At 64.8% G+C, this 24,981-nt stretch carries 26 protein-coding genes and 1 tRNA gene; 15 read left to right on the forward strand and 12 right to left on the reverse strand.

The genetic code is table 11. The annotated features are described in order from the left end of the window. Positions 1-48 precede the first annotated feature (48 nt). The 4 genes from K3551_RS10995 to K3551_RS11010 form a co-directional block, all read right to left on the reverse strand. On the reverse strand, positions 49-978 hold the full coding sequence (locus K3551_RS10995; protein WP_259913176.1) for a phytanoyl-CoA dioxygenase family protein: 930 nt from the start codon (positions 976-978) through the stop codon (positions 49-51). Between the two features lie 50 nt (positions 979-1,028). Further along, on the reverse strand, positions 1,029-2,657 hold the full coding sequence (locus K3551_RS11000) for a TRAP transporter large permease subunit (RefSeq protein ID WP_259913178.1): 1,629 nt from the start codon (positions 2,655-2,657) through the stop codon (positions 1,029-1,031). 71 nt (positions 2,658-2,728) lie between these two features. Next, on the reverse strand, positions 2,729-3,577 hold the full coding sequence (locus K3551_RS11005) for a TRAP transporter small permease subunit (protein WP_259913181.1): 849 nt from the start codon (positions 3,575-3,577) through the stop codon (positions 2,729-2,731). A gap of 98 nt (positions 3,578-3,675) precedes the next feature. Beyond that, positions 3,676-4,701 (reverse strand): TRAP transporter substrate-binding protein, encoded by a 1,026-nt coding sequence (locus K3551_RS11010; RefSeq protein WP_409197371.1) that lies wholly within the window; start codon positions 4,699-4,701, stop codon positions 3,676-3,678. Between the two features lie 222 nt (positions 4,702-4,923). On the opposite strand from K3551_RS11010, the gene K3551_RS11015 reads away from it, so the two are divergent. Then, positions 4,924-5,514, forward strand: coding sequence for a GntR family transcriptional regulator (locus tag K3551_RS11015; RefSeq protein ID WP_259913182.1), 591 nt, complete (start codon positions 4,924-4,926; stop codon positions 5,512-5,514). Here the strand turns inward: K3551_RS11015 and K3551_RS11020 are convergent. Further along, entirely contained in the window at positions 5,511-6,374 is an 864-nt protein-coding gene (locus K3551_RS11020) for an NAD(P)-dependent oxidoreductase (RefSeq protein WP_259913183.1), read from the reverse strand. The two genes, K3551_RS11015 and K3551_RS11020, sit on opposite strands and share 4 nt — an antisense overlap. Positions 6,375-6,443: 69 nt before the next feature. Here K3551_RS11020 and K3551_RS11025 point away from each other — a divergent pair, with 69 nt between their 5' ends. The 4 genes from K3551_RS11025 (at position 6,444) to K3551_RS11040 (ending at position 10,842) form a co-directional block, all read left to right on the forward strand. Beyond that, positions 6,444-7,184, forward strand: coding sequence for an SDR family oxidoreductase (locus tag K3551_RS11025; RefSeq protein WP_259913184.1), 741 nt, complete (start codon positions 6,444-6,446; stop codon positions 7,182-7,184). A gap of 66 nt (positions 7,185-7,250) precedes the next feature. Next, on the forward strand, positions 7,251-9,026 hold the full coding sequence (locus K3551_RS11030) for an IlvD/Edd family dehydratase (RefSeq protein ID WP_259913185.1): 1,776 nt from the start codon (positions 7,251-7,253) through the stop codon (positions 9,024-9,026). Between the two features lie 18 nt (positions 9,027-9,044). Next, positions 9,045-9,893 carry a fumarylacetoacetate hydrolase family protein gene (locus tag K3551_RS11035; protein WP_259913187.1) on the forward strand — a complete coding sequence of 283 codons (849 nt, stop codon included), beginning with the start codon at positions 9,045-9,047 and terminating at the stop codon, positions 9,891-9,893. After that, complete coding sequence (locus K3551_RS11040; RefSeq protein WP_259913188.1) at positions 9,886-10,842, forward strand: 2-hydroxyacid dehydrogenase; 957 nt, start codon at positions 9,886-9,888, stop codon at positions 10,840-10,842. Before K3551_RS11035 ends, K3551_RS11040 begins: the two co-directional genes overlap by 8 nt. Before the next feature lie 138 nt (positions 10,843-10,980). Here K3551_RS11040 and K3551_RS11045 read toward each other — a convergent pair whose 3' ends face one another. Both K3551_RS11045 and K3551_RS11050 read right to left on the reverse strand, forming a co-directional pair. Continuing rightward, complete coding sequence (locus K3551_RS11045) at positions 10,981-12,120, reverse strand: acetoin utilization protein AcuC (protein ID WP_409197372.1); 1,140 nt, start codon at positions 12,118-12,120, stop codon at positions 10,981-10,983. Next, on the reverse strand, positions 12,117-12,620 hold the full coding sequence (locus K3551_RS11050) for a glutathione peroxidase (protein ID WP_259913189.1): 504 nt from the start codon (positions 12,618-12,620) through the stop codon (positions 12,117-12,119). The genes K3551_RS11045 and K3551_RS11050 overlap by 4 nt, the downstream gene beginning before the upstream one ends. Before the next feature lie 93 nt (positions 12,621-12,713). Here K3551_RS11050 and K3551_RS11055 point away from each other — a divergent pair, with 93 nt between their 5' ends. The 5 genes from K3551_RS11055 to modC are packed head-to-tail and all read left to right on the forward strand — an operon-like array spanning position 12,714 to position 16,221. Beyond that, positions 12,714-13,115 (forward strand): DUF1178 family protein, encoded by a 402-nt coding sequence (locus K3551_RS11055; RefSeq protein ID WP_259913190.1) that lies wholly within the window; start codon positions 12,714-12,716, stop codon positions 13,113-13,115. Continuing rightward, positions 13,115-13,741: an SDR family NAD(P)-dependent oxidoreductase gene (locus K3551_RS11060; RefSeq protein ID WP_259913191.1), complete on the forward strand. Its 627-nt coding sequence runs from the start codon at positions 13,115-13,117 to the stop codon at positions 13,739-13,741. Before K3551_RS11055 ends, K3551_RS11060 begins: the two co-directional genes overlap by 1 nt. Further along, positions 13,719-14,480, forward strand: coding sequence for a molybdate ABC transporter substrate-binding protein (modA, locus tag K3551_RS11065; protein WP_259913192.1), 762 nt, complete (start codon positions 13,719-13,721; stop codon positions 14,478-14,480). The genes K3551_RS11060 and modA overlap by 23 nt, the downstream gene beginning before the upstream one ends. Continuing rightward, positions 14,477-15,169, forward strand: a complete 693-nt coding sequence (gene modB, locus K3551_RS11070; RefSeq protein WP_259913193.1) for a molybdate ABC transporter permease subunit — start codon at positions 14,477-14,479, stop codon at positions 15,167-15,169. The genes modA and modB overlap by 4 nt, the downstream gene beginning before the upstream one ends. Continuing rightward, on the forward strand, positions 15,169-16,221 hold the full coding sequence (gene modC / locus K3551_RS11075; RefSeq protein WP_311199726.1) for a molybdenum ABC transporter ATP-binding protein: 1,053 nt from the start codon (positions 15,169-15,171) through the stop codon (positions 16,219-16,221). The genes modB and modC overlap by 1 nt, the downstream gene beginning before the upstream one ends. A gap of 102 nt (positions 16,222-16,323) precedes the next feature. Here the strand turns inward: modC and K3551_RS11080 are convergent, their stop codons facing one another. Both K3551_RS11080 and ctaD read right to left on the reverse strand, forming a co-directional pair. Then, positions 16,324-16,845 (reverse strand): DUF2244 domain-containing protein, encoded by a 522-nt coding sequence (locus K3551_RS11080; RefSeq protein WP_259913195.1) that lies wholly within the window; start codon positions 16,843-16,845, stop codon positions 16,324-16,326. Further along, the gene (gene ctaD / locus K3551_RS11085; protein WP_259913196.1) at positions 16,845-18,518 is read right to left on the reverse strand and encodes a cytochrome c oxidase subunit I; all 1,674 of its coding nucleotides are present in this window, start codon (positions 18,516-18,518) and stop codon (positions 16,845-16,847) included. The genes K3551_RS11080 and ctaD overlap by 1 nt, the downstream gene beginning before the upstream one ends. Before the next feature lie 511 nt (positions 18,519-19,029). On the opposite strand from ctaD, the gene K3551_RS11090 reads away from it, so the two are divergent. Continuing rightward, the gene (locus K3551_RS11090) at positions 19,030-20,118 is read left to right on the forward strand and encodes a peptidoglycan-binding domain-containing protein (protein ID WP_259913197.1); all 1,089 of its coding nucleotides are present in this window, start codon (positions 19,030-19,032) and stop codon (positions 20,116-20,118) included. Positions 20,119-20,130: 12 nt separating this feature from the next. Further along, entirely contained in the window at positions 20,131-20,445 is a 315-nt protein-coding gene (locus K3551_RS11095) for a hypothetical protein (RefSeq protein WP_259913198.1), read from the forward strand. A gap of 71 nt (positions 20,446-20,516) precedes the next feature. Here K3551_RS11095 and lipB read toward each other — a convergent pair whose 3' ends face one another. Next, complete coding sequence (gene lipB / locus K3551_RS11100; protein ID WP_259913199.1) at positions 20,517-21,158, reverse strand: lipoyl(octanoyl) transferase LipB; 642 nt, start codon at positions 21,156-21,158, stop codon at positions 20,517-20,519. A gap of 41 nt (positions 21,159-21,199) precedes the next feature. Further along, positions 21,200-22,051, reverse strand: coding sequence for a LytTR family DNA-binding domain-containing protein (locus tag K3551_RS11105; RefSeq protein ID WP_259913200.1), 852 nt, complete (start codon positions 22,049-22,051; stop codon positions 21,200-21,202). 41 nt (positions 22,052-22,092) lie between these two features. On the opposite strand from K3551_RS11105, the gene K3551_RS11110 reads away from it, so the two are divergent. After that, positions 22,093-22,704 (forward strand): DUF2306 domain-containing protein, encoded by a 612-nt coding sequence (locus K3551_RS11110; protein ID WP_259913201.1) that lies wholly within the window; start codon positions 22,093-22,095, stop codon positions 22,702-22,704. After that, positions 22,669-22,755 (forward strand) — tRNA-Leu (locus K3551_RS11115). Before K3551_RS11110 ends, K3551_RS11115 begins: the two co-directional genes overlap by 36 nt. Before the next feature lie 72 nt (positions 22,756-22,827). Here the strand turns inward: K3551_RS11115 and K3551_RS11120 are convergent. Beyond that, positions 22,828-23,778, reverse strand: a complete 951-nt coding sequence (locus tag K3551_RS11120; protein ID WP_259913202.1) for a LysR family transcriptional regulator — start codon at positions 23,776-23,778, stop codon at positions 22,828-22,830. 125 nt (positions 23,779-23,903) lie between these two features. On the opposite strand from K3551_RS11120, the gene K3551_RS11125 reads away from it, so the two are divergent. Then, positions 23,904-24,914 (forward strand): TAXI family TRAP transporter solute-binding subunit, encoded by a 1,011-nt coding sequence (locus tag K3551_RS11125; RefSeq protein WP_259913204.1) that lies wholly within the window; start codon positions 23,904-23,906, stop codon positions 24,912-24,914. Positions 24,915-24,981 lie beyond the last annotated feature (67 nt).

A 24,981-nucleotide genomic window follows, 5' to 3' on the forward strand; every position in this document is an offset into this window, starting at 1 on the left:
TGGCTCCGCGCAGGTGGTTCGGGCGACGGGGCCGGATCGGATGTCGGCTCAGGCGCAATTCGGGCTGGCAGAGGTCCAGCGGTGGATCGGAACATGCGGGCCCCCGGCACAGGCGATGCGTGCCGCGACCCAGCTTTCGCGCCATGCGCGTGCGTCCCGCAGCTCCTTGCTGCGATCGGCAGAGCGGGCGATGAAATCGGGAAAATGCGCGCGGCCCGTGGGCTGCCCCGTGGTTTGATACCTCAGGTCAAAGGACCAGCGAAACCCCTCTGTCGTGTTGTCGAGCGAGGCATGCGGGATCATCGGGTGCAGCAGCAGAATGTCCCCCGCCTTCACAGGCAGCGCCACCGCGCGATCCGCGTCGAGAAAGCTGTCGGGGATGGCCGTCTGGCGAAGCGGGCAGTGCGGCAGCATCCCCTGCGGGCCATCGAATGGCTGCACGATCAGACAGCCGTTTTCCTCGGTCGCGTCGGTCATCGCGATCCAGACGGTGACCATCGTGGTTTCGTCGGCCTCGGCGTGGGCCACGCCGCGATCCTGATGCCAGGCCGTCCCGCCCACATGCGCGCGCGCCTCACCGGGGGCCAATTGCCGCGCGGGCGGTTTGATGCGGACGTGTTGAATGGGGGTAGAGGTGATTTCCGGGCCCACGATCCCTTCGACCACATCCAGCAACGCCGGGTCGGTCATCATGTCGAAAACGGCGGGGCCTGCGTGAAACGGTGTGGCTGCGGTGATTTCCTCACCGGGCAGCGAAATATCGAGAGGTTGGAACCAGTCCACTCCGGCCAGATGCGCGGCGCGAAGATCCGCAAAGAAGTTCCCGGTCCGCGGGATCCCCCAACGGGGGCAAAGCGTGTCGAGCAGCCCGTCATATTCCGCCATGACGGTGGCGCGACGGTCGGGGGACAGCACGTCCTTGACCACAAGGTAGCCGCGGCGATGGAACGTCTCGACCTGGGTCTTCGTCAATGCCATCGCTGCCCCCTCCCGGTTTGCGGTGGGGCGGGTTTCCCCGCCCCACAAGGCTAGTCTAGCAGAACTTCGATGATCGGCGGATAGATCAGCAACACCGACAACGCGAGGATCTGGATGCAGATGAACGGCAGGAACCCGCGGAAGATGTCCGTCAGCGAGATATGCGGCGGGCAGACCGACTTCAGGTAGAAGGCGGCGGGCCCAAAGGGCGGCGACAGGAAACTGACCTGCATGTTCATGCAGAACAACACCCCGAACCAGACCGCCAGGTTCTTCGGCTCCACGTGACCCAGCAGGCCGATCTCTTCGATGGGCAGACGCTGCACGATGGGCAGGAACACCGGGATGATCAGCAGCACGATGCCGACCCAGTCCATGAAGGCACCCATGATCAGCAGGATCAGCATCATGACCAGCAGAATGCCCATGGTTGGCAAATCCGCACTGGTGATGATGTTGGCCACATAGGTGGGCCCACCCGCGATGGTATAGGCCCCGGCCAACGTCGCCGCGCCGATGGTCACCCAGATGATGGTGCCCGTCGATTTCAGCGTCCGCATCAGGCTGTCCCAGACCAGCTCCACCGAGGCTTCGCCCCGGAACAGAGAGATGAGGAACACCGCAACCACGCCCATGCCGGCCGCCTCGGTGATGCCCGAGATGCCGCCGTAGATGGACCCCATGACCACGCCGATCACGACGATGGGCGCCACCAGGCCCTTGCCCATGGCCCAGCCGGTTTTCGCCCGGGACGGTTTGAACACCAGGTAGATCAACGCCATGGCCACGACAAAGGCGATGCCAAAGACCCAGACGTGATGCGGTTGGCCCAGGCTGATGGGATCGACGTTTTCGATCACCGCGTTCTGGCCCGTGACGGTGAAGAACAGCGCCCGCACGAACAGGGCGGCCGAAAAACCGGCGACCAGGATCGACAGGAACGCGCCGAACAGCATCGCCTTTTCGCCTGTTTCAGGCTCTCCGGGCTTCGGCTCGGGCAGGGGGGCCAGGGCCGGGTTCATCTGCGTGCGCACGATGATGTAGATGATGATGAAGCTGGCCAGCATGAAACCGGGCACAAAGGCCGCCGTGAACAGCGCCTTGATCGAGGTTTCGGTGATCAGGCCAAAGATGATCAGCACGATCGACGGCGGGATCATCGTGCCCAGGCTGCCCGAGGCACAGATGGTGCCGATGGCCAGGTTCTGGTCATAGCCAAGGCGCAGCATCTGCGGCAGGGCGATCAGGCCCAGCAGGACGACTTCGCCGCCGATGATCCCCGACATCGCCGCCATGATGACGGCCATGATCGAGGTCACGACCGCGATCCCGCCGCGCATCCGGTTCATCCAGACGTTCAGCGAGGTATACATGTCCTTTGCGATGCCGGACCGTTCCAGCAAGGCGGCCATGAAGATGAACAGCGGGATGGAGATCAGGACATAGTCCGTCAAAAGCCCGTATATCTTCTGTGCCAGGATGTTCAGCGGCCCAGAGCCGAAGCGTCCGGTCAGGATGCCCTCCCCGAACTCCCAGGGTGCCGTCAGCAGGTTCGGCTCAAATTTCATGACCAGCACGAGCACGGCGAGCACGGCCGAGGCCATCCCCAACGGCATGCCAATCGCAAGCAGCAGCATCAGCGCGATCAGCAAGACCAGCGAGATTGTTCCGACGTCCATTGTCCCCTCCGAAGGTGCCCCGTTTCGGGGTCTGTCCTTATGACGCGCCGGGCAGGTGGCCCGGCGGTAAATCAGTCTTCTGCAACCTGACGGCGCAGTCGCTCCAGCTCTTCCTGGTCAATGTCGTCGGCGGCGGAATGCACCACCGGTTCCAGGTTCCAGTCGCGGATCAGGTTTGCGATGGCCTGCACGGCCACGAGCGTGACGATGATCAGGATCGTCGGCTTCAGCGTCGCCGGGATCGGCGGGTCGAAGGCGGTGCCGAACGTCTCCCACCGCATGAATTTCGCATAGGCTTCGCCAAATCCGCCGTAGAACAGCGCAAAGGAAAAGACGACGATCAGCGCGGTCGAAATCACGTCGCAGGTCCGCTGCATCCAGCGCGGCATCACGTCATACAGCAGGAAGATGCGGATGTGGCTGCGTTGCTGCATGGCATAAAGACCCGACAGCACGAAAACGAACCCGGCCAGCCAAAGCGACATCTCGTTGGCCCAAAGCGTCGGGCGCTCGAACACGTAGCGCAGCACGACTTCGTAGACCATCACGCAGACCAGCGTCAGGATCAGCAGCATGGTGACCCGACCGATGAAGACCGAGATCCGGTCGAACAGGCCCCAATCCTCCCATTCGGAGGGGGCGCGGCGGACCGTCTTGATGCCCAGGATCAGGAACCCGATGGTGCCCACGACCGAAAGCCAGTCGAAAATGTTGATTTCACCGTAGCGTCGCGCGAGCGCGTCAACCGCAGGGCCGGCCTCGCGGAACGTCATCAGAAACGCAGGTCCGTTCCAGGTCATCCAGGCAAAGCAGCCGGCAAAAAGGATCGGGACGATCCACTCGATCGGTGTGGGCTTGTAGACCACGGGCCCGGCATCGCCGATGGTCTCGACCGGGGTCGGGGAGGGCGTGTCAGCCATCGTGGCTCTCCGTACTGTCGCGCGAAAAAAAGGGGGCAACCCGAATCGGGCCGCCCAAAAGGTGGCGACGGCCCGAAAGCCGTCGCCAGTAGGTCAGATCACTCGGACACGAGGCCCAGCTGACGCAGGTAGGTCAGGTGGCTCTCGACCAGGGCCTCGGCTTCGGGCGTGGTCGCGAACTCGGGCCAGGTTGCCTGAGCGGCGGCACGGAACTCAGCCATGTCCTCGGCACCCCACTGCGAAAGGGTCACACCATCGGCGCGCAGCTGAGCGGCGGCTTCGGCGTTCTTCTTCTCGAAGGTCAGCGCGGTCTGCAGCGCGAGGCTTTCCATCGCGGTCGACATGATCGCGCGGTGATGCTCGGGCATGCCGTCCCAGACGGCCTTGTTGCACGCCAGGTGATCCGACGGCATCGAGTGGAAGCCGGGGAAGTTGGCGAACTTGGCGATGTCATACAGACCCAGGCCCACGTTGTTGGCCAGGCCCGAGGCGTCGGCGCCGTCGATGATGCCGGTTTCCAGCGCGGTGAAGATCTCGGTGAAGTCCATCACGATGGGCGTGGCGCCCAGCTTTTCAAAGATCTTGGTTTCCATGCCCGGGGGCGAACGGAATTTCCAATCCTTCAGGTCACCGATGCCGGCGATCGGCTTGGTCGAGGCAAAGCTCTCCTGGCCGTAAACCCACCAGCCGATCAGCTGCATGTCATAGGCGTTGTACAGTTCCTGCGCGGCGGCCAGGCCGTCACCGTAATACAGCCACGACAGCTGCTGATAGGGGGTGTCATAGCCGCCCATGATGTCGCCGACGAACTGGAACGCGGGGTTCTTGCCGGTCTGGTAGCCACCACCGGTCATGTCGCAGTCCAGGATGCCCGTGGCCGCGGCGTCGAAGGTTTCGACCGATTTCACGACGGAGGACGAGAAGAACGCCTCGATGTTGATCTCGCCGTTGGACATCAACTCGACCTTGTCGAAGAAGTCCTGTGCAAGGCGGCCGGATTCGGTTTCCGGGGCATAGTGCGTCTGGATGCGCAGCGTGGTCGTGGCATGGCCGTCCGCCATGGCGACAGGTGCAGTCAGCGCGGTGGTCGCGGCGGCAAATGCCGCCAACGTGAGCGTTTTCATGAGGTCTCTCCCTGTGTTCCCTACCCCCCAGAACCCGTTTCAGGGCCTCCTCCGAGAGGGCATGGCCGAACCCTAACGAGGATTCTTCGGCGCGCAAACAAAAAAGTGAAATTTCTGGACAGGGCGGAATTTTAGGTGAATATCAAAATTCGGGAGGACGGCACAATGAAAGAGGGACGCATAGAAACCCCTGATATCTATGAGGATCTACAGCATAAGCTCATGACTGCCGCCTTTGAGCCGGGTTCGAAGCTGAAGCCTTCGACACTTCAGCACGAATATGGCTGCTCTGCCAACACGGTGCGCGATGTCCTGCTACAGCTGTCCAAAGTCGGCCTGGTGGAGTTCGAAATCCAGAGGGGATTCCGGGCCCGTCACGCGTCCAAGGCGCGGTTGCACGACATTTGTCGGTTTCGCATCGTGCTGGAACAGGAAGGGGCCGTTGCCTCCATGCGCAATGGCGGCCTCGCCTGGGAGGCGAGGCTGGCCGCAGCCCACCACAGTCTCAGCCATATCGAGACGCAAATCGCCCGCGCCCCCTCTGCCGAGCCGTTTGTCGCGCTCTGGTCCGAGGCCGAGCAGACCTTTCATCAGACCCTGATCAGCGAATGCCGAATCCCGCCGCTGATCGAAACCTTTGACGCCGTCTACAAGCAGTTCCGCCAGCAGATGGTCGCCGCGACCGATTTCACGCCGGGCTATTTCAACCCGATCATCCGCGAACATCAGGCGATTCTCGACGCCGCCCTGTCGGGAAACGAAGATGCCCTGCGGCAGGCGGTACGCGACCACCAAAACCGAAACCTGACCTAGGTGCGCCCGTTGCGCGCCAACAGTTCCAGGAACAGGGCGGAATGGTCCATGTCGCCGCCATCCATGGCGTCACGCAGATGTTTGAACCGGTCATTCACCGCCGTTACCGTCGGCAATTCCAGTCCCAGGCCCGCGGCCTCGCCCAGCACGTTGTCCAGGTCCTTGATCTGGAACTTGGTCAGCCCGCCGGGCACGAAATTCCGCTCGCTCATGCGCGCGCCGTGCTGTTGCAGGATGACGCTGTCGGCGAACCCGCCCTTCAGCGCGCGGCGCACCGCGCCCGGGTCGGCCCCGCCCGCCTCCAGCAGCAGCATCGCTTCGGCCACGGCACCGATGGTGCAGGCGACGATCGCCTGGTTGGCCAGCTTCGCCAATTGTCCTGCGCCGACGGGCCCCACGTGCACGGGCCGTCCCAGGTTCGCCAACACGCTTTCGACCGCGGCAAAGGTCGCAGCCTCGCCGCCCGCCATGATCGCCAGGGTGGCGCCCTCGGCCCCCTTGGTGCCGCCCGATACCGGCGCATCGACGTACCCGAACCCGCCCTCGGCAAATCGCGCGGCATGGGCGCGCGCCTCTTCCGGTTTGATCGACCCCATCTCGACCCAGACCGCGCCTTCGGCAAAGGCATCCATGGCCGCGACCTGCACCGCGTCCGACGCGGGCCCGTCCGACAGCATGGAAATCACGATCGGCGCGCCGCGTACCGCGTCCACCGGCGTTTCCGCGACCACGGCCCCGTCAATCGCACGCGCCTTGTCCAGCGACCGGTTCCAGACGGTGACGTCGTGGCCCGCCGCGATCAGGTTGCGGGCCATCGGCGCGCCCATCAGGCCGGTGCCGAGCAGGGTGAGTTTGGTCATGACGCTCTCCAGTGTTTGCGCTGACACTAGGAACCCGCTACGCCGAATTGCAAGGACTGGGAGGACGTCATGACAGACAGATTGAAGGGCAAGCGCGCGCTGATCACCGCCGCGGGCCAGGGCATCGGCCGTGCCACCGCCGAGATGTTCATCGCCGAAGGGGCCGAGGTTTTCGCCACCGACGTGAACGCCGATCTGCTGACGGGGCTGGACTGCGAAACCCATGCGCTCGACGTCCGCGACGATGCCAGCGTGGCAAAGGGCATCGCGCGCGCGCAACCCAACGTGTTGTTCAACTGCGCCGGGTTCGTCCACCACGGCACCATCCTCGACACGACCGATGCCGATTGGGATTTCGGATTCGACCTCAACGTCCGGTCCATGCTGCGCACGATCCAGGCCGCGCTGCCGATCATGCTGGAACAGGGGGGCGGGTCGATCATCAACATGTCCTCCGCGCTCGGCTCGATCATCGGGGGGCCGAACCGCTTCGTCTATGGTGCGACCAAGGCCGCGGTGATCGGCATCACGAAATCGGTGGCCATCGATTACATCAAACAGGGCATCCGCTGTAACGCGATCTGTCCGGGCACCGTTGAATCTCCGTCCTGGCACGACCGCGTGCGCGCCCTTGGCGAACAACTCGGCAGCCAGGAAGAAGCGATGAAGCAGTTCGTCGCCCGCCAACCCATGGGGCGCGTCGCGAAGGCCACCGAAATCGCAGCCCTCGCCACCTATCTCGCCTCTGACGAAAGCGCGTTCACCACCGGCCATCCGCACATCATTGATGGCGGCTGGTCGGGCCAGTAATTTCCCCCAAACCGTGAATACCGCTGCTGCGGTTTCCCCCATAACGTGAAAAAGGCCCAATCCGGCATGACCAAGCTCCGCTCCCGCCAATGGTTCAACAACCCCGACAACCGCGAGATGACCGCCCTCTACCTGGAGCGGTATCTGAACTACGGGATCACCCGAGAAGAGCTTCAGTCCGACAAGCCGATCATCGCAATCGCCCAGACCGGATCTGACCTAAGCCCCTGTAATCGCCACCATCTGGAGCTGGAAAAACGCGTGCGCGACGGCATCATCGCCGCCGGTGGTGTGCCGATGCAGGTGCCGGTTCACCCGATCCAGGAAACCGGCAAGCGCCCGACCGCGTCGCTGGACCGCAACCTGGCCTACCTGTCGCTGTCCGAGACGCTTTACGGCTATCCCCTTGATGGCGTTGTCCTAATGATCGGGTGCGACAAGACCACGCCCGCGCTTTTGATGGCCGCCGCCACCGTCAATATCCCCGCCATCGCCCTGTCCGTCGGCCCGATGCTGAACGGTTGGTTCAAGGGTGAACGCACCGGGTCCGGCACCATCGTCTGGAAGGCCCGCGAGATGCACGCCGCAGGCGAGATCGACGACGATGGTTTCATGGATATCGTAGCGTCTTCAACGCCTTCGGTCGGTTACTGCAACACGATGGGCACCGCCACGACGATGAACTCGCTGGCCGAAGCGCTTGGCATGCAGCTGCCCGGTTCCGCCGCGATCCCGGCCCCGTATCGCCAGCGCGGTCACATCAGCTATCACACTGGTCAGCGCATCGTCGAAATGGTCCATGAGGACCTGAAGCCGTCCGACATCATGACCCGCGAAGCCTTTGAAAACGCTATCGTTATCAACTCTGCGATCGGGGGGTCCACCAACGCGCCGATCCACCTGAACGGCATCGCGCGGCACATGGGTGTGCCGCTCGACAATGACGACTGGCAGGCGCTCGGCCATGACATTCCGCTGCTGACCAACCTGCAACCGGCGGGCAAGTACCTGGGCGAGGATTACTACCACGCAGGCGGCGTCCCCGCCGTCACCGGTCAACTGATCGCGGCCGGGATGCTGCCGCATCCGGGTGCGATGACTGCAAACGGCAAGACCATGGGCGAGAACTGCGAGGGCAAAACCTCGGAGCTGCCCGACGTGATCAAACCGATCACCGAGCCGATGTTGCAGGCCGCCGGTTTCCTGAACCTCAAGGGCAACCTGTTCGACAGCGCGATCATGAAAACCTCCGTCATCTCCAAGGAATTCCGGGACCGCTACCTGTCCAACCCCGACGATCCAGAGGCCTTCGAAGGGCGCGCCATCGTGTTCGACGGGCCCGAGGATTTTCACGCGAAGATCGACGACGAAACCCTTGATATCGATGAACATTGCATTCTCATCATGCGCGGTGCCGGGCCCATCGGCTACCCCGGCGCGGCAGAGGTCGTGAACATGCGCCCGCCGTCATACCTTTTGAAAAAGGGGATCCACGCGCTGCCTTGCATCGGTGACGGGCGCCAATCCGGCACCTCCGGCTCTCCTTCGATCCTGAACGCCTCGCCCGAGGCGGCGGCCGGGGGCGGGCTGGCGCTGGTGCAGACCGGCGACCGCCTGCGCATCGATCTGGCAAAGGGCACCGCCGACATGCTGGTGGAAGAGGCCACCTTGGCTGAACGCCGTCAGGCCCTGCCACCGCGCCCCTTTACCCCCGAAAGCCAGACCCCCTGGCAGGAAATCTTCCGCGACCGGGTCGAGCCGCTGTCCAAGGGCATGACCCTGCGCGGGGCCGATGCCTATCGCAACGTGGCGGGCAAGGGCCTGCCGCGCGACAATCACTGAATTACAGGGAGTTACAGCATGAAGCTCGTCCGCTTTGGAGAGCCGGGGGCCGAGAAGCCCGGCCTGATCGACCACAACGGCGACCTGCGTGATTTGTCCGCGCAGGTCGAGGATATCGCCGGATCCACCCTGTCTGACCTGACGCTCGACACGCTGCGCACGCTCGATCCGATGAGCCTGCCCAAGGTCGACCGCCCGGTCCGCTTTGGTCCCTGCGTGGGCCAGATCGGCAAGTTCCTGTGCATCGGCCTCAACTACTCCGACCACGCCGCCGAGGCAGGGATGGCCATCCCGGAGCATCCCATCCTGTTCCACAAGGCGACCTCTGCCGTGGTTGGGCCCGATGACATCGTCAGCCTGCCGCGTGGGTCGCAGAAATCCGACTGGGAGGTGGAGCTGGGCGTCGTCATCGGCACTGCCTGCAAATACGTCACCGAGGCCGAGGCACTGGATCACGTTGCCGGCTACTGCGTCGTCAACGACGTCTCCGAGCGCAGTTTTCAGTTGGAATTGACGGGTCAGTGGACCAAGGGCAAGGGATGCGACACCTTCGGGCCAACCGGCCCCTGGCTGGTCACCCGCGATGAGGTGGGCGACCCGCAGAACCTGGCCATGTCGCTGGACGTGAACGGCAAGCGGATGCAGACCGGGAACACATCGACGATGATCTTCACCGTGGCCCAGATCATCAGCCACCTCAGCCAGTTGATGACCCTGCACCCCGGCGACGTGATTTCGACCGGCACACCGCCGGGCGTCGGCATGGGCATGAAGCCGGAGCCGGTCTTTCTGAAGGCGGGCGACGTGATGGAGTTGGAAATAGAGGGCCTCGGCCGTCAGCGCCAGGAAGTGACAGAAGATGCCTAAGCCAAGATTGCTGCAGATCGGCACGATCACCGACCGGATGCGTGACGCCTTGGTGCCGCATTTCGATATCGACCTTTTGTTCGAGCAGGAGGATCGCGGCGCATTCCTCATGGAACACGGGCCGGACATCCAGGCTGTCCTGACCGATGGCCATTACGGCGTGCCCGAAGATGTGGCCGTGGCACTGAGCGACCTGAAGGTCGTCAGCAGCTATGGCGTCGGCTACGACAACATCGACACCAATGCGATGGCGACGCGCGGGGTCAAGGTCTGCCATACGCCCGATGTTCTGAATGACGAGGTGGCCAATACCTTCGTGATGCTGTGGCTCGCCGTGTCCCGCAGCTTGCTGGCCGCCGACGCCCACGCCCGCTCTGGCGCGTGGGAGCAGGAGGGCGCGTTCCCGTTGACGCATTCGGTGCAGAACCGCCGTGTGGGCATCCTGGGCCTGGGCCGGATCGGCCAGACCATCGCCGACCGCTGCGCCGCCTTCGGGGCCGAGATCCACTACCACACCCGCAGCCCCAAGGACGTGCCCTATACCTACCACGACAGCGCGGTGGCCTGCGCCTCTGCGGTCGAGGTGCTGGTCGCGATCACACCGGGCGGGGCCTCGACGAAGCATATGGTCAACGCAGAGGTTTTGAGCGCGCTCGGCCCTGAGGGTCTGTTCTTCAACGTCGCGCGCGGCTCCGTCGTGGACGAGGCCGCCTTGGTCGAGGCGCTGTCGAACGGGACCATCGCGGGGGCAGGCCTGGATGTCTTCGAGGAAGAGCCGAAGATCTCTGACGGGTTGAAGACCATGGACAACGTCGTGCTCACGCCGCACGTCGCATCGGCCACCGTCGAGACGCGGCAGGCGATGGGCGACCTCGTGGTCGAGAACCTGACCCAATGGCTCTCGGACGGGACGGTCAGGACGCCCGTGCCGGAATGCCGCCACCTCTGACCTTCGCGCGCGCGTTCACCCGCCATTAAGGTTAACGCGCGCCCTGGTTTCTTCTCGGCAAAAATACCTCCGGGGTCCGGGGCAGAGCCCCGGTCCGACGGACCGCCCGGCGATCCGCCGGCCAGATTGGACCAGACCTCACACCATGCGGCCCGGCATCGCGCCGATCCGCGTGGCCAGTTGATCGACCCCCTCCGCCACTTGCGGACGGATAGGCCCGTTGCGGGGCGCGTCGCGCAGCGTGGTAAACAGGTGGTCGGGCGGGTTGCGCCCGCGAGAGTTTCCGTCAAACCGGATTGCGCGCAGAACGGCCTCGGCCTCTGATGGCAGACGATCCGGGATTTCCTGCCCCGAGGCGATTGCCCAGTTCCCGGCCCAGAGGCGCCCGACCGACCAGGGGTTATAGCCACCACCGCCCAGCACCAGAATACGCGAGGCCAGCGGCAGAAGGGCGCGCAGCACGTCCCAATGGGCATTGTTCGACAGGGACAGGCGGGACAGCGGGTCTTCGTCAACCGCATCGGCCCCGCATTGCAGCACCAGTGCATCGGGTGCGAATGCCTCTACCGCAGGGCGGATCAGCCGGTCCCGGGCCTGCGCGAATTCCGTATCGTTCAACCCGCGCGGCAGTGGCAGGTTGAAGGTCTGGCCGATGCCCGCGTCTGTCAGCAGCCCGGTAAAGGGCCAACGCCGTTCTTCATGGGTAGAGATCAGCAGGACGTCGGGATCGTCCCGGAACGCGTATTCCACCCCGTCCATGTGATGGGCGTCGATATCGACATATGCCACGCGTTGCGCGCCAGCCCGGCGCAGCGACAGGATGCCCAACACCGCGTCATTGAGATAGCAAAATCCCGAGGCCCGATCCGGCATCCCGTGATGCGTGCCCCCGCCCGGATTGTGGATCACGCCCCCATCCGCCAGCAATTCGCCGGCCAGCAAGGATGCACCCGCCCCGGTGGCCGGGCGGCGATAGACCTCTGGGTAGATCGGGTTGGAAACCGTGCCCAGCCCGTGACGGTCGCGTGTGGGGGCATCCACCTGGCCCTCTGTCTCGGCGCGGACGAGGGCCGCGACATAGGCGGGCGTGTGCCAAGCGGTCAGGGCCGCGGGCTTTGCGCGGGGGGACACGCGGAATCGGTCGGGCGGCAGCCAGCCCAGGACGCGGGCAAGGTCCATGACGGTCGACACGCGGGGCACGCGCAGGGGGTGCCATTTGCCGTAGCTCGACCCGCGATAGATCTCGGAGCCGAGGAACAACGGGCCTTGCAGCGTCACTCCGGCAGGACCGCTTCGATGGCGCGGATCATGCGGCGGCCGAGCGGGGCAACATGACTGCCTTCGAACGTGACCAGGGTTCCCTCGGGGTCCAGAAGGGCCTTGGAAAAGTTCCACCGAGGGACTGCGCCCTGTTCGGCCAGCCAACCATAGAAGGGGTGCGCGTCCGGTCCCGTCACCGGGGTGATTGTGGTCATCGGCAAGGTCAGCCCATAGGACACCTCGCAGAATTCGGCCACCGCGTCTTCGTCCTCCAACTCCTGCGCGAAGCTGTCGGAGGGGACGGCCAGCACGGTCAGACCCCGGTCGCCATACCGATCCTGCAGGGTCTGCAGGCCCGCGTATTGATCGGTAAAGGCACAAAGAGAGGCCGTGTTCACCACCAGCACCGCGCGGCCACGCCAGGCGTCCAGATCGTGCACGCCCCCCTCCAACGCTTCGAACTCAAAGGCGGCGGACGGGGTGGCAAGGGCGAGGGTCAGGGCGAGCGTGCGAAGCATGGGGCAAGGGTAGCGGTGGGCGGATCGGCTTCAACCCCCGTTGCGAAGGCGCGGAAAGGGTTTAGATTGGGTGCGACCCTGAAGGACGCGCTGATGATCCGCTACTCCCTCCGCTGCAAGGACGGCCATGGCTTTGAAAGCTGGTTCCAGTCCGCCGACGCCTTCGACACGTTGTCTGCGCGCGGTCTGGTGTCCTGCGCGACCTGCGGCTCTACCGAGGTCGAAAAGGCGTTGATGGCCCCCAAGGTCCAGGCCAAACCGCTATCGGCACCCGTCACCGAGGTCGAAAGGAAAATCGCCGCCCTGCGCGCCAAGGTCGAGGCCGAGGCGACCTATGTCGGCAATCGGTTCGCCGAAGAGGCACGCGCCATCCATGAGACGGGCGGCGACAAGCCAATCTGGGGCGAAGCCAATGCGACCGAGGCAAAGGCCCTGATCGAAGACGGCATTCCCGTTGCGCCCTTGCCGTTCCTGCCCAAGCAAAAGGCAAACTGATGCGCGCCCTGATCACGGGTGCCGGGCGCGGGATCGGTGCCGCCCTTATGGCCGAAGGCCGGGGGCGGGGGCATGAGGTTCTTGGCACCGTGCGATCAGGCGACGGGATTCAGCTGGAGGTGACCGACCCCGCCGCGCAGGCGCGCGCGGCAGGCGCGGTTGGGGCCATCGACCTGCTGGTGTGCAATGCGGGCGTTCTGCTGGACCGGGACGCGGGGGTGCGCGACCTGTCTGTGGAGGATTTGCGCCAGACGCTGGACGTCAACGTCACGGGTGTTTTCCTGACGGTGCAGGCACAGCTTGCCAACCTGTCGCGAGGGGGGCGGATCGCGATCATTTCATCGCAGATGGGGTCGTCGACCCAGGCCACGGGCCGCACCATGGCCTACCGCGTGTCCAAGGCGGCGGCCCTCAACCTTGGGCTCAACCTGGCCAGCGCGCTCAGGTCCGAAGGGATCGCCGTGGGGATCTACCATCCGGGATGGGTGCGCACCGATATGGGGGGCAGCGCCGCCGCAGTCGGTGCCGAGGATGCGGCGCGTGGCCTGTGGGACCGGTTCGAAAGGCTTGATCAAAGCACCAGCGGCTGTTTCGAGACGTTTGATGGCCAGACCCATCCGATTTGACCTGACGCGACGGGCCGTTCTGGGCGCGGGGGCGGCGCTGTTTGCGGGGCCGGGCAGGGCGCAGGTCGCCCCGTTGTCCGTCTTTGCCGCCGCCAGCCTCAAGCCAGCCCTGGACGAGATCGCGACGGATTGGGACGGGCCGGTGGCCCTGTCCTACGGCGGTTCGGGCACGGTCGCGCGGCAGGTGGCATCGGGGGCACCGGCGGATCTGGTCGTGCTGGCGGCCACGGACTGGATGGATTGGTTGGGGGGACAAGGCGCGCTTGCCGGGTCGGTTCAGGCCGTCGCGGGCAATCGGTTGGTTCTGGCGGGCCCTCCGGGGGCTGCGGCGCTGACGCTGACTGGTGCGGGTATCGCCGCGCGCCTGGGGCCCGCGGGCCGGTTCGCCATGGGGGATCCGATATCGGTCCCTGCGGGGCGATATGGTCAGCAGGCCTTGGAAACCCTCGGCCTCTGGTCCGATTTGCGTCGCCGGGCCATCCTGGCCGAAAACGTGCGCGCGGCGCTGGCCTATGTGGCGCGTGGCGACGTGGATCTGGGGCTTGTATACCGGTCCGACGTTCGAGGCACGGGCGCGGTCGAGGTCGCGGCGGTCCCGACCAATACGCATCAGCCCATCATCTATCCTGCCGCCATCGTCCGGGGTGCCTCACCACAGGCCGGGGCCTTTCTGGCGCATCTGCGCGCCGCCACTCCGGTGTTTGTGCGTCACGGCTTTGACCCGGTCCCTGCCGCATGATCGACCTGCCCCCCGAAGCCTGGGACGCTTTGCGCCTGTCGCTGCGCGTGTCGACCGTGGCCACCTTGCTTAGCCTGCCTTTGGCGCTGTGGGTGGCCCATGTGCTGGCGCGAGGGCGGTTCCGGGGCAGGGGATTGCTGGATGCGGTCGTCCATCTGCCTTTGGTCCTGCCGCCCGTGGTGACGGGCTATGCGCTGCTGTTGCTGTTTTCGCGCACGGGGCCGGTCGGGGCGCTGTTGGAGCCGCTGGGCCTGGGCCTCGCCTTTCGCTGGACCGGAGCGGCGCTGGCGGCGGCGGTCATGGGATTTCCGCTGATGGTGCGCGCGATCCGTCTGGCCATAGAGGCGGTCGACCCGAAGTTGGAGGAGGCCGCCGCAACGCTGGGTGCGTCCCCCGCGCGGGTCTGGGTGACGGTGACGCTGCCATTGATCGCGCCGGGCATCCTGGCGGGTATGACGCTGGGCTTTGCCAAGGCGTTTGGCGAATTTGGTGCGACGATCACCTTCGTGGCCTCGATCCCTGGCGAGACGCGCACCTTGCCGTCGGCCATCTATGCCTTCCTTCAGGTTCCGGGTGCCGACGCGCCCTTGCGCGGGCTGGTCCTGATCGCCGTGGCCGTTGCAATAGGCGCGGTGCTGGTGTCGAACTGGCTGGCTCCGCGGGTCGCCGCGCGCGTGGCGGGGCGCTGATGCTGGAATTGTCGATCACACGGCGCGCGGGCGATTTCACGTTGGACGTTGCATTGCAGGCGGGCCCCGGCGTGACCGCGTTGTTCGGGCCGTCGGGTGCGGGCAAGACCACTTTGGCGCGCTGTGTCGCGGGATTGGTGGTGCCGGACACCGGACGGATCGCCCTGGGCGGAGAGGTTCTGTTCGACACCGGTACGTCAGTCCCGGTGCATCGGCGCGGCATCGGCTACGTCTTTCAGGAACCGCGACTGTTCCCGCATTTGGATGTACGGGGAAACTTGGTGTACGGCGCGGCGCGGGGGACCGACCCCGGCGCGGTGGCCGAGATGCTGGATATCACGGCCCTGTTGCCCCGCCGACCTGCGGGCTTGTCCGGAGGAGAGGCCGCGCGTGTCGCCATCGGCCGCGCCCTGTTGCGGCACCCGCGCCTGTTGATCCTGGACGAACCCTTGGCCGCGCTGGACGCTCGGTTGCGGGGGGCGATCCTGCCCTATCTGGAACGGGTACGGGACGGCGGGGTGCCGATCCTTTACATCTCGCACGCAATCGAAGAAGTCGCGCGCCTGGCCACGACACTTGTCCTGATGCGGGATGGGCGTGTGACGCGGGCGGGGGCCGTGGGCGATCTGCTGGCGGATCCTGAGGTGGCGGCCATGCTGGGCCCGTCCCAGGCCGGGGCCATGGTCGAAGGGCGTGTGGCCGGGCAGGCGGATGGGCTGGCGGCGGTGGAAACCCCGCTGGGTGTCTTGCGGGTGGCGGGGGTGCAAGCGGTCGCAGGCACCTCGGTTCGTATCCGCATCCGTGCCGAAGACGTCTTGATCGCGACCGCCGCGCCCACGGGGCTGTCGGCGCGCAACGTCCTGCCGGTCACGATCGCATCGGTTCACAGGGGCGGCGGGCCGGGCGCAATGTTGCGGCTGGAGGCAGGGGGCGGCGCACTGCTTTCGCGGGTCACGCTGCAGGCGGTGGCGGAATTGGGCCTGGTGCCCGGTCGCCAAGTCTGGGCCGTTCTCAAGACCAGCGGCGTGGCGCGGATGGACGTCGGCGGCTGAGACAGTCTGATCCGGTTCGCACGCCTTGTGGTCCCGCGGGCGGGAACGACCTTAGCCATTCTCCACCTCCGGAGGTGCCTGAGGACCCGAGACACGAAAGGATCAGGCCCTGATCCGCCGCAGGGCGTGGCGCAGACGCTGTTCCAGGGCGCGGCGTTCGTCGGGCGTCAGGAAGGCCCCGATTTCGACCTCGCGCGGGCCGCCCGACAGGGTCAGGTAATCTTCGATGACGCCAACCTTGTCGTGCCGTTCTACCCGGACCCAATAGGGGTTGGCCGCCCAATCGCGTTCCGATCCGTCGGGATCGCGGCGGGTCAGGGTCGCCGTGTCGGACGTCATCTCGAACCGCTCAAGGATGTCGCGGTCGCGCCAGCTGCGTTTGAGACCAAACCACAGAAGCGCGAGCGCCCCCATCACGAAAGGCAGAACCCCCCAAAGCGCGGCGGTCCCGACAAGACCGACAAGCGGGATCATCAGCATGCCGAAGGTCGCGCCAATCATTATGACGAACCCGCCGGGCGACAACGACTGATGGGGCCGCAGCTCCAGGGCGAGGCGCACATGTGCAGAGGCCCCGGACTTTGCCGGGGCCTCTGTCGTGTCGGTGATGACCGTAATCGGCATCAGTGTCCCGGCTGCTTGTCCCACATGTCGCGGGTCGGCAGCTGCTCGAAGGTGTGCTCCGGCGGAGGGTTGGGCAGCGTCCACTCCAACGTGTCGGCATGCTCGCCCCAGTAGGCCTCTTCCTTGATCTTCTTGCCGGCAAAGATCGTGTAGAACACAACGCCGATGAAGAAGAGGAACGATGCAAAGGACAGGAACGCGCCCCAGCTCGATACCTCGTTCCAGAGCGAGAACGCCTCCGGGTAGTCGATGTAGCGGCGCGGCATGCCCTGGCGACCCAGGAAGTGCTGCGGGAAGAACGTCAGGTTCGCGCCGATGAAGAACGCCCAGAAGTGCAGCTTGCCTGCCCATTCCGGATACTGACGACCCGACATCTTGCCGATCCAGTAGTAGATGCCCGCAAAGATCCCGAACACGGCCCCCAGCGACATCACGTAATGGAAGTGCGCCACCACATAGTAGGTGTCGTGATAGGCGCGGTCGATGCCTGCCTGCGACAGAACGATGCCGGTCACGCCACCCACGGTGAACAGGAAGATGAACCCGATCGCAAACAGCATCGGCGTCTTGAAGGTGATCGATCCGCCCCACATCGTCGCGATCCAGGAGAAGATCTTCACCCCTGTCGGCACGGCGATGATCATCGTCGCAACCATGAAGTAGGCCTGCTGCGTCAGCGACATGCCCACGGTGTACATGTGGTGCGCCCAGACGACGAAGCCCAGACCCCCGATTGCAACCATTGCATAGACCATCGGCAGGTAACCGAAGATCGGCTTCTTGGAGAAGGTCGAGACGATGTGCGACACGATGCCGAAGGCGGGCAGAACCACGATGTAGACCTCGGGGTGACCGAAGAACCACAGGATGTGCTGGTAGAGGACGGGGTCGCCGCCACCGGCGGGGTCAAAGAAGGTCGTCCCGAAGTTCCGGTCCGTCAGCAGCATGGTGATCGCACCGGCCAGGACCGGCAGCGCCAGAAGGATCAGCCAGGCGGTCACGAAGATCGACCAGGCAAACAGCGGCACCTTGTGCAGGGTCATGCCCGGCGCGCGCATATTGAGGAATGTGGTGATGATGTTGATCGCGCCCAGGATGGACGAGGCACCAGACACGTGAACCGCGAAGATGGCGATGTCCGTGGACATGCCCGCCTCGGAGGTCGAGAGCGGCGGATAAAGAACCCAGCCGATGCCCGACCCGTTCTGACCGTTGCCGCCCGGCACCAGGACCGACAGCACGGCCAGCGAGGTGCCCGCAACGAACAACCAGAACGACAGGTTGTTGAGGCGCGGGAAGGCCATGTCCGGCGCACCGATGTGCAAGGGCATGAAATAGTTGCCAAATCCACCAAAGAGCGCGGGGATCACAACGAAGAACATCATCAGGATGCCGTGGCCCGTGATCAGCACGTTCCAGAGGTGCCCGTTCGGCGTACATTCACCGGCTGCGGCGGGCAGCAGGCGCGCGCCTTCCAGGCACATGTACTGCACGCCCGGATCCATAAGCTCCATCCGCATGTAGACGGTGAAGGCGACCGAGATGAACCCGGCAAGGCCCGAGACGAACAGGTAAAGAATCCCGATGTCTTTGTGGTTGGTGGACATGAACCACCGCGTAAAGAAGCCGGGCTTCTCGTGGTGATCGTGTCCCGGAATGGCGGCGTCGGCCATGCGGTCGCTCCCGTAGTTAGGCGTCCTGTGCGACCCGGAGGAGGGAATCCTTACGGGCAGAACGGTTGTCTGTCTCGGGCCTTCTACCCATCGCGCCCGGGCGGAGCAACGGCAAGCACCCGGACACGGGCGGGAAAAAACGACGCAGGGCAGGGGGCAGCGGATCCCCTGCCGCTGATTTGCGGGGCAAGGACGGGAATTGAAGGGACCGCGCTCTTGTGGATTTTTCTTGGTTACAGGCCGATTCCCTTCGTTGGCCGACCCCGTTTCATTTGGGGGTGGAAAAATGCAGTTAAAGTGTCTTGGGTCCGCGATTGTCGCACTTGCTGTCGCCATGCCGGTTTCGTCTTGGGCCGACAGTCGCGATTTTGCCGCTGGCCCTGTCGGGGGACTCATCGGCAGCGCCATCGTCAATCAGAACCGGTCACGACCCCGGCGGTCGACGACCACCGTCCGGCGCACGACCAGCGGCCCGTCGATCAGCAGCTCTCAGCGGCAGGAAAACCGGGAGGTGCAACTGGCGCTCAACTACTTCGGTTTCGATGCAGGTGGTGCCGACGGGGTGCTGGGGCGTCGATCCCGCGCGGCCATCTCTTCGATGGAGGGGTTTCTGGCTCTGCCGCCCGATGGTCGGCTGACCACGTTCGAAAAAGACGTCTTGCTGGCCGCGCATAATCGCGCCCTGGCGGGGAACCCCGATACGTTGCGCCTGATTTCGACCTCGACGTTGGGTGCGCGCGCGGCGTTGAAGGCGCAATACGACCTGATGACCGGGGCCCCGGTTCGCCAGGCGGGTGCGCGCACCACGGGGTATCCGGGGCTGCCGCTGGAGGTCAGCCGTGCCGTGGACGAGATCGCGGCCAGCAGCGATCCAAGCCCGGAACAGTTGCTGCAGCGGGCAGGGTTTGTACAGCTCGCCGACCTGAACGGGGACGGGACCAACGACTACATCCTGGACACATCCTATTCGGGGTCGTCGTTCTGGTGCGGGACCGAGCAGTGCAAGACGATGGTCTTCGTCTCGACGCCGCAGGGCTATGCGCGCAATGACCTGCTGGCGCATTCTCCGACGGCGGCGACGTTCAGTTGCTTTGGCAGTTCCTGCCGTCTGGCAGAAACCGGTGGGACGACAGCGGCCGCGGTTCAACCCGCTGCGCCGGTGCCAGAGGCGAATGGCGGGGGCACGACCCTGGTGGCTATGGCCCCCGCGCTGCCGACGTTTGGGGCGGCACCTGTGACCAAGGCAACGCTCAGCAGCCATTGCGGAAAGGTCAACTTGTTGACCGCCAGCCGTGGTGGCTTTGCCAGCCTGGCCGCGGGCGGGGATCCGACGGTGGCCCTGGCCGAGCAGTTCTGCCTGGCCCGAAACTTTGCCATCGACACGGGCGAGCAGATGATCGCGGCCATTTCGGGCACCACCTCGGAAATGGTTCAGGCGCAATGTGCGGCCTTCGGGCCGGCCATGGCGGCGCAGTTGACGGCAGTGTCGGCCATGCCCGAGTCAGAGGTGATGCAGAATGTCTCTGGGTTTGCGCTCTCGACTGGGATGACCCCGGATCAGTTGCGCACGACCGCGACGCTTTGCCTGTCGGCAGGATAGGCGACCGACAACATGGACGTGGCCCTGGGCTCAGCCCTGTTGCTGGTTGCCATGGGTTCCGCCCCGCATGCAGAACTGGTGGGGCATCACCTGCAGGAAGGTTTCGGCACGGCCAAGCGCCCTGATCTGGCACGCGCGTGGTTCACCTCGGCCATCGATGCGCTGTCGGACGGGGCGGAGCCGGTGTTTGGCCCCAATCAGGCCGGTCGGACCGAACTTCTGGTCTGGGCCGCTTTGGGGTCTGCGGACCAGGCGGGTGTGGTGACGAAAGACGCGACCGCGATCCCGGCCGCGCTGCCGACTTTCGCGCTGCCTGCGCAGAACTGAACCGGCTGCGGGGGGCTTGCCCCCCTGAGGGCGCGATCAGGGATCGCGCCCGTTGGCCATCTTGCGCACCCCTACCAGGGGGCGGTGCGTTTCAGCGCATCATCGAGGTCGCCCATGGTGACCGGCAGCCCCAGGTCGACCAGCGAGGTCACGCCATGGCCGCTGATCCCGCAGGGCACAATGCCGTCAAAGTGGGTCAGGTCAGGATCCACGTTGATGGAAATTCCGTGAAACGACACCCAGCGGCGCAGACGGATGCCGATGGCGGCGATCTTGTCTTCGCGCGGGGTGCCGTCGGGCAGGGGGGGCTTGTCGGGGCGTGCGACCCAGACGCCAACACGGCCCTGGCGGATTTCACCGCGCACGCCGAATTCCGCCAGGGCGGCGATGACCCAAGCCTCCAGCGACTGCACAAAGGCGCGCACATCGTGGCCGCGCTGACCGACGTTGAGCATGCAGTAGACCACGCGCTGACCCGGTCCGTGATAGGTGTATTGCCCGCCGCGCCGCGCCTCGTGCACCGGAAAGCGGTCGGGGTCTTTCAGATCGGCGGGATCGGCAGAGGTTCCCGCAGTATAAAGGGGCGGATGTTCCAGCAGCCAGAGCGCTTCGTTCGCCTTGCCTGACAGGATGCCGTGCACGCGCGCCTCCATCTCTGTGAGGGCGGTGTCGTAATCGACAAGGTCGGGCGAGGTGATCCAATCGGGCGTCATGGCCCGCTTGTGACCGGCGCGACCGGGGCTGTCAAAGGGCGTCAGTCCCCGCGTGGCGGCTTTGGCAGCAGCCCGGCGTCCCGGATGGCGGGGATGTAGCGACGGCTGACCGGCAATTCGGAGCCGTCGGTCAGCGTCAGGATCGCCCTGTCCCCCTGGCGGCGGGTTCCCGTGACCTGATCCGTGGCCACCCAATGGGACCGATGTACCTGCAGCCCCAGGACGCCCTCGGTCTCTCGTATGGCGTCGGCAAGCCGCATCAACACCACCTCTTGCCCGGCGGTGGTCCGCACCCGCACGTAGTGATCCTCGACCGACAGGGAGAGCAGGGGGGCGCGTTTGTCGACGGGAAGGCGATCCAGAATCGGGGGCGGCCCCGGATGGTCGGCAGCCTTGGGGCCGGGGGCTGTCGCGGTCCCGACCAAGGACAACAGATATGAGATCAGGATCGTGATCGCAAAGACGGTGCCCATGAAGGTCATCAATTCGCCTGTCTTCGGCACGTAGCCAATCGTCGTCCAATTGATAAGGGACACGATGACCAGCACCGCAACAGCGGTCAGCGCCCCGAGCGTCAGCTGGCGCGGCATCTCTGACATGTGGGCGATGGGCGACCGCGTCGACAGCTGATGAACGGCAAAACCGGCGGCGTAGTTCAGCACCACCTGCAGCCCCCAGTACCCGAACCGAGGCACCGGGCGCAGCAGGTCCTGCGTCCCGAAGGGGCCGACAAGCGCCAGAATCGTCGCGATGGCCGCGATCACCAGCCAGGTCACAGGCTGGCTGAAATGACGTCGCATTTCACGAAGCGTGGATGACGGGGCGGGGTCAGGCACGAAGAACTCCGGGTCGTTGGCGAATCGCTGATTGAGCGGCGCAAGGGCCGTCTTCATGGCTACCGGCACAGCCCAGATCTGCAACCGAAAGGCCTGACATGACCCTCGATCCCTTCCTGACCGCCCCTGTGCACATCCAGATCCACGCAGGCGCGGCCCTGCTTGCGCTGGTTCTTGGTCCCGTGGCGCTGTTTTCGCGGCGGCGGGGCGCCATGCACCGTGGGGCGGGGTGGGTCTGGGTGCTGGCGATGGTGGTCACGGCGCTCTCTTCGTTTCTGATCCACGGGTTTGGGGTTATCGGCCCGCTCAGCCCAATCCACATTCTCGCGCTCTTTGCCCTCTGGTCGGTGTGGCGCGCCATGCGGCAGGTGATGGCCGGCCGCATCCGGGATCACGCGCTGACGATGCGCGGTCTTTACTGGCGGGGGCTTTGTCTGGCGGGGCTGTTCAACTTTTTGCCGGGCCGCGCCACCAACCGCGCGCTGTTGCCCGATGACCCGCAGGTCGGTTGGATCGTGATCCTTGTCGGCTGCGCCGCAATCGCAGGTCACGCCCTGTTGACCGCCCGCCGTGAGGGGCGGAGCGCGATCTTCGGGGGAAAGCGTCGGGAGGGGCAAAAACCCTCTTTCCTTTCGGCACGCCCCTCGCTATTCCCGCGCCACGCTGATGATCGTGCGGTCGTGGCGGAATTGGTAGACGCGCAGCGTTGAGGTCGCTGTGGGGTAACACCCGTGGAAGTTCGAGTCTTCTCGACCGCACCATTATCTGAGCAGCATCCCCATTGATGACCTTAGGTATTCTGGCAGGGCCCCGGCGAGCCGGTGCGTAATGCGTCACGACCCGATGACCTGCCTGGTCGGTTCCGCCCTGATCCCATCCAGAATATCCAGCAGATGCACCTCCCACTTTGCGGCGAGTTCGCGTGACAAGACAGACAGCGGGCGCAGTTTCGGGATGAAGATCGCATAGTCATACCTGATGGTTTCCCGCAGCGGTCTGAACACGACAGAGTCCCCGGCAGTTCCGATCAGTTTCGCGCTGGTCATGGTCAGCGGGTCGACGATTGCGCAGCATTGTCCCATGGTCACGAACCGCAGCAGGGGCAGGACGGTCTGGCTGCGAAAGCGCACGTTCACCTTTGTATTGGCTTCCATCATCGCGGTCTGGACCCTTTGCTCGAACCTGTGTTCGGGCTGCATCCCTCCGAGGTCCATGTTGTGCAGCGCATTGATCGGCACCGCATCATAGTCGGTCAACGGATGACCGGCAGGCAGTGCCAGCATGCTTTTGGCCGAGATTTTGGTGACCTGGGATTGCTGGGTCCGACTGTTGTCTTCGTCGAAGTCGCCAAAGCCGAAATCCACCCCCTGAGAGCTGACCAGTTCACGAAGCTGGGTCGAGCTGCGGGTGTGCAGCGACAGTTTGATGTCCGGGCGGGTTTTCGCAAAAGTTCCCAGGAAATCCGGGAACAGGACCGTCGCCACGCCCGGCATGACGACCATCTGCACCTCGCCTTTGGTGCCTGATTGCATCTCTTGCATGGTGCGCCGCAGCCGGGACATCTGGATCAGCATGCTGTCCGCTTCGGCCAGCAGATAGAACGCCTCGGGAACCGGCTTCATGTTTCGGGTGTCGCGGTCGAACAAGGACATGCCGAGCGACTCCTCCAATCCCTTGAGCGCGAGGCTGATCGCCGGTTGCGTTCGTCCAAGGTTTTCCGCGGCCTGTGACATGGACCCGGTTTTCATGACTTCGCGAAAGACAGAGAGCTGATGCATGTTCATGCGACATTTATAAATCAAATTTATGAAAATGAAATAACTTCAAATTTGTATTTATAGATCCTGTGGCTAGGCTCGGACTCACTGTTTCAGCAGGCATCCGACCTGCGTTTAACCGGGAGTCTCCAATGACGTTCATGAAATCACTGTCTGGCGCGCTGCTTGCAGCGACCCTTGTTGCCGGCCCAGCCGCCGCACAGGATCCGACCTTCTTCCGCATCGGGACCGGCGGGGCCGGTGGCACGTATTTTCCGATTGGCGGCACGATCGCCAATGCGATTTCCGCGCCTCCGGGGTCGCGGGCCTGCGAAGACGGGGGCCAATGTGGCGTGCCCGGTCTGATCGCAATCGCGCAATCCACGACCGCCTCCGTGTTCAACAATGCCGCCATCCAGAACGGCGAGCTGGAAGCAGGGCTGGCTGCGGCGGACGTGACCCGCTCGATGCACTTGGGCGAAGGTGCCTTCGAGGGCAACGCCAGCGACAAGCTGCGGATCATCGCCAACCTCTTCCCCGAGGATCTGCACCTTGTGCTGCCCGCAGGCGTGGAGCTTGACACCCTGGCCGATCTCGAAGGCAAGCGCGTCGGGATCGCGCAGGCCGGATCCGGCACGCAGGTCGCCGTGCTTCAGATGCTGGAAATCTGGGGCATCACCCGCGACAACATCGACGAGGCGGAACTGAACCAGAACCAGTCAGCGGAACGTCTGGCCGATGGTCAGCTCGATGCGTATTTCTATGCTGCCGGCTGGCCGGTTGCCGCGATGGTGCAGCTTGCCTCGACCAAGGGTATGGCGCTGCATTCCTTCAGCGACGAAGATCTGGCCAAGATCAACGCGGTCATCCCCGCCTATATTCCGTCGGTCATTCCCGGCGGCGTCTACGAAGGGATCGACACCGACACCAAGACGCCTGCCGTCTCGGCTCTGCTGGTGACCTCGTCGGACCTGAGCGAAGAGCTGATCCATGGCATCACCGAGGCGATGTGGAACGACAGCAGCCGCAAGATGCTCGACAATGGCCACGCCAAGGGCAAGCAGATCACGCCTGACAGCGCGCTCAACGGAATGGAAAGCCTGGGCGTGCCGCTGCACCCCGGAGCAGAGCGTTTCTACCGCGAAGCCGGTCTGCTGAAGTAATCGGCCCAACATCCGGGGCGGCCATTCGCGTGGCCGCCCACCCCCCATTGGCATCATGTGCAAGGAA

The organism is Jannaschia sp. M317, from assembly GCF_025141175.1.
Taxonomy (GTDB): Bacteria; Pseudomonadota; Alphaproteobacteria; order Rhodobacterales; family Rhodobacteraceae; genus Jannaschia.

Excerpts from the sequence above, each read along its gene's own strand:
- K3551_RS11020 (WP_259913183.1), bottom strand. The coding sequence starts at position 6,374 with ATGACCAAACTCACCCTGCTCGGCACCGGCCTGATGGGCGCGCCGATG.
- K3551_RS11125 (WP_259913204.1), top strand. The coding sequence starts at position 23,904 with ATGACGTTCATGAAATCACTGTCTGGCGCGCTGCTTGCAGCGACCCTT.
- K3551_RS11080 (WP_259913195.1), bottom strand. The coding sequence starts at position 16,845 with ATGCCGATTACGGTCATCACCGACACGACAGAGGCCCCGGCAAAGTCC.
- K3551_RS11060 (WP_259913191.1), top strand. The coding sequence starts at position 13,115 with ATGCGCGCCCTGATCACGGGTGCCGGGCGCGGGATCGGTGCCGCCCTT.
- modB (WP_259913193.1), top strand. The coding sequence starts at position 14,477 with ATGATCGACCTGCCCCCCGAAGCCTGGGACGCTTTGCGCCTGTCGCTG.
- K3551_RS11010 (WP_409197371.1), bottom strand. The coding sequence starts at position 4,701 with ATGAAAACGCTCACGTTGGCGGCATTTGCCGCCGCGACCACCGCGCTG.
- K3551_RS11120 (WP_259913202.1), bottom strand. The coding sequence starts at position 23,778 with ATGAACATGCATCAGCTCTCTGTCTTTCGCGAAGTCATGAAAACCGGG.
- K3551_RS11110 (WP_259913201.1), top strand. The coding sequence starts at position 22,093 with ATGACCCTCGATCCCTTCCTGACCGCCCCTGTGCACATCCAGATCCAC.
- K3551_RS11025 (WP_259913184.1), top strand. The coding sequence starts at position 6,444 with ATGACAGACAGATTGAAGGGCAAGCGCGCGCTGATCACCGCCGCGGGC.
- K3551_RS11000 (WP_259913178.1), bottom strand. The coding sequence starts at position 2,657 with ATGGACGTCGGAACAATCTCGCTGGTCTTGCTGATCGCGCTGATGCTG.
- K3551_RS11050 (WP_259913189.1), bottom strand. The coding sequence starts at position 12,620 with ATGCTTCGCACGCTCGCCCTGACCCTCGCCCTTGCCACCCCGTCCGCC.
- K3551_RS11095 (WP_259913198.1), top strand. The coding sequence starts at position 20,131 with ATGGACGTGGCCCTGGGCTCAGCCCTGTTGCTGGTTGCCATGGGTTCC.
- modC (WP_311199726.1), top strand. The coding sequence starts at position 15,169 with ATGCTGGAATTGTCGATCACACGGCGCGCGGGCGATTTCACGTTGGAC.
- K3551_RS11035 (WP_259913187.1), top strand. The coding sequence starts at position 9,045 with ATGAAGCTCGTCCGCTTTGGAGAGCCGGGGGCCGAGAAGCCCGGCCTG.
- lipB (WP_259913199.1), bottom strand. The coding sequence starts at position 21,158 with ATGACGCCCGATTGGATCACCTCGCCCGACCTTGTCGATTACGACACC.
- K3551_RS11015 (WP_259913182.1), top strand. The coding sequence starts at position 4,924 with ATGACTGCCGCCTTTGAGCCGGGTTCGAAGCTGAAGCCTTCGACACTT.
- K3551_RS11040 (WP_259913188.1), top strand. The coding sequence starts at position 9,886 with ATGCCTAAGCCAAGATTGCTGCAGATCGGCACGATCACCGACCGGATG.
- K3551_RS11055 (WP_259913190.1), top strand. The coding sequence starts at position 12,714 with ATGATCCGCTACTCCCTCCGCTGCAAGGACGGCCATGGCTTTGAAAGC.
- K3551_RS10995 (WP_259913176.1), bottom strand. The coding sequence starts at position 978 with ATGGCATTGACGAAGACCCAGGTCGAGACGTTCCATCGCCGCGGCTAC.
- K3551_RS11105 (WP_259913200.1), bottom strand. The coding sequence starts at position 22,051 with ATGAAGACGGCCCTTGCGCCGCTCAATCAGCGATTCGCCAACGACCCG.
- modA (WP_259913192.1), top strand. The coding sequence starts at position 13,719 with ATGGCCAGACCCATCCGATTTGACCTGACGCGACGGGCCGTTCTGGGC.
- K3551_RS11005 (WP_259913181.1), bottom strand. The coding sequence starts at position 3,577 with ATGGCTGACACGCCCTCCCCGACCCCGGTCGAGACCATCGGCGATGCC.
- ctaD (WP_259913196.1), bottom strand. The coding sequence starts at position 18,518 with ATGGCCGACGCCGCCATTCCGGGACACGATCACCACGAGAAGCCCGGC.
- K3551_RS11030 (WP_259913185.1), top strand. The coding sequence starts at position 7,251 with ATGACCAAGCTCCGCTCCCGCCAATGGTTCAACAACCCCGACAACCGC.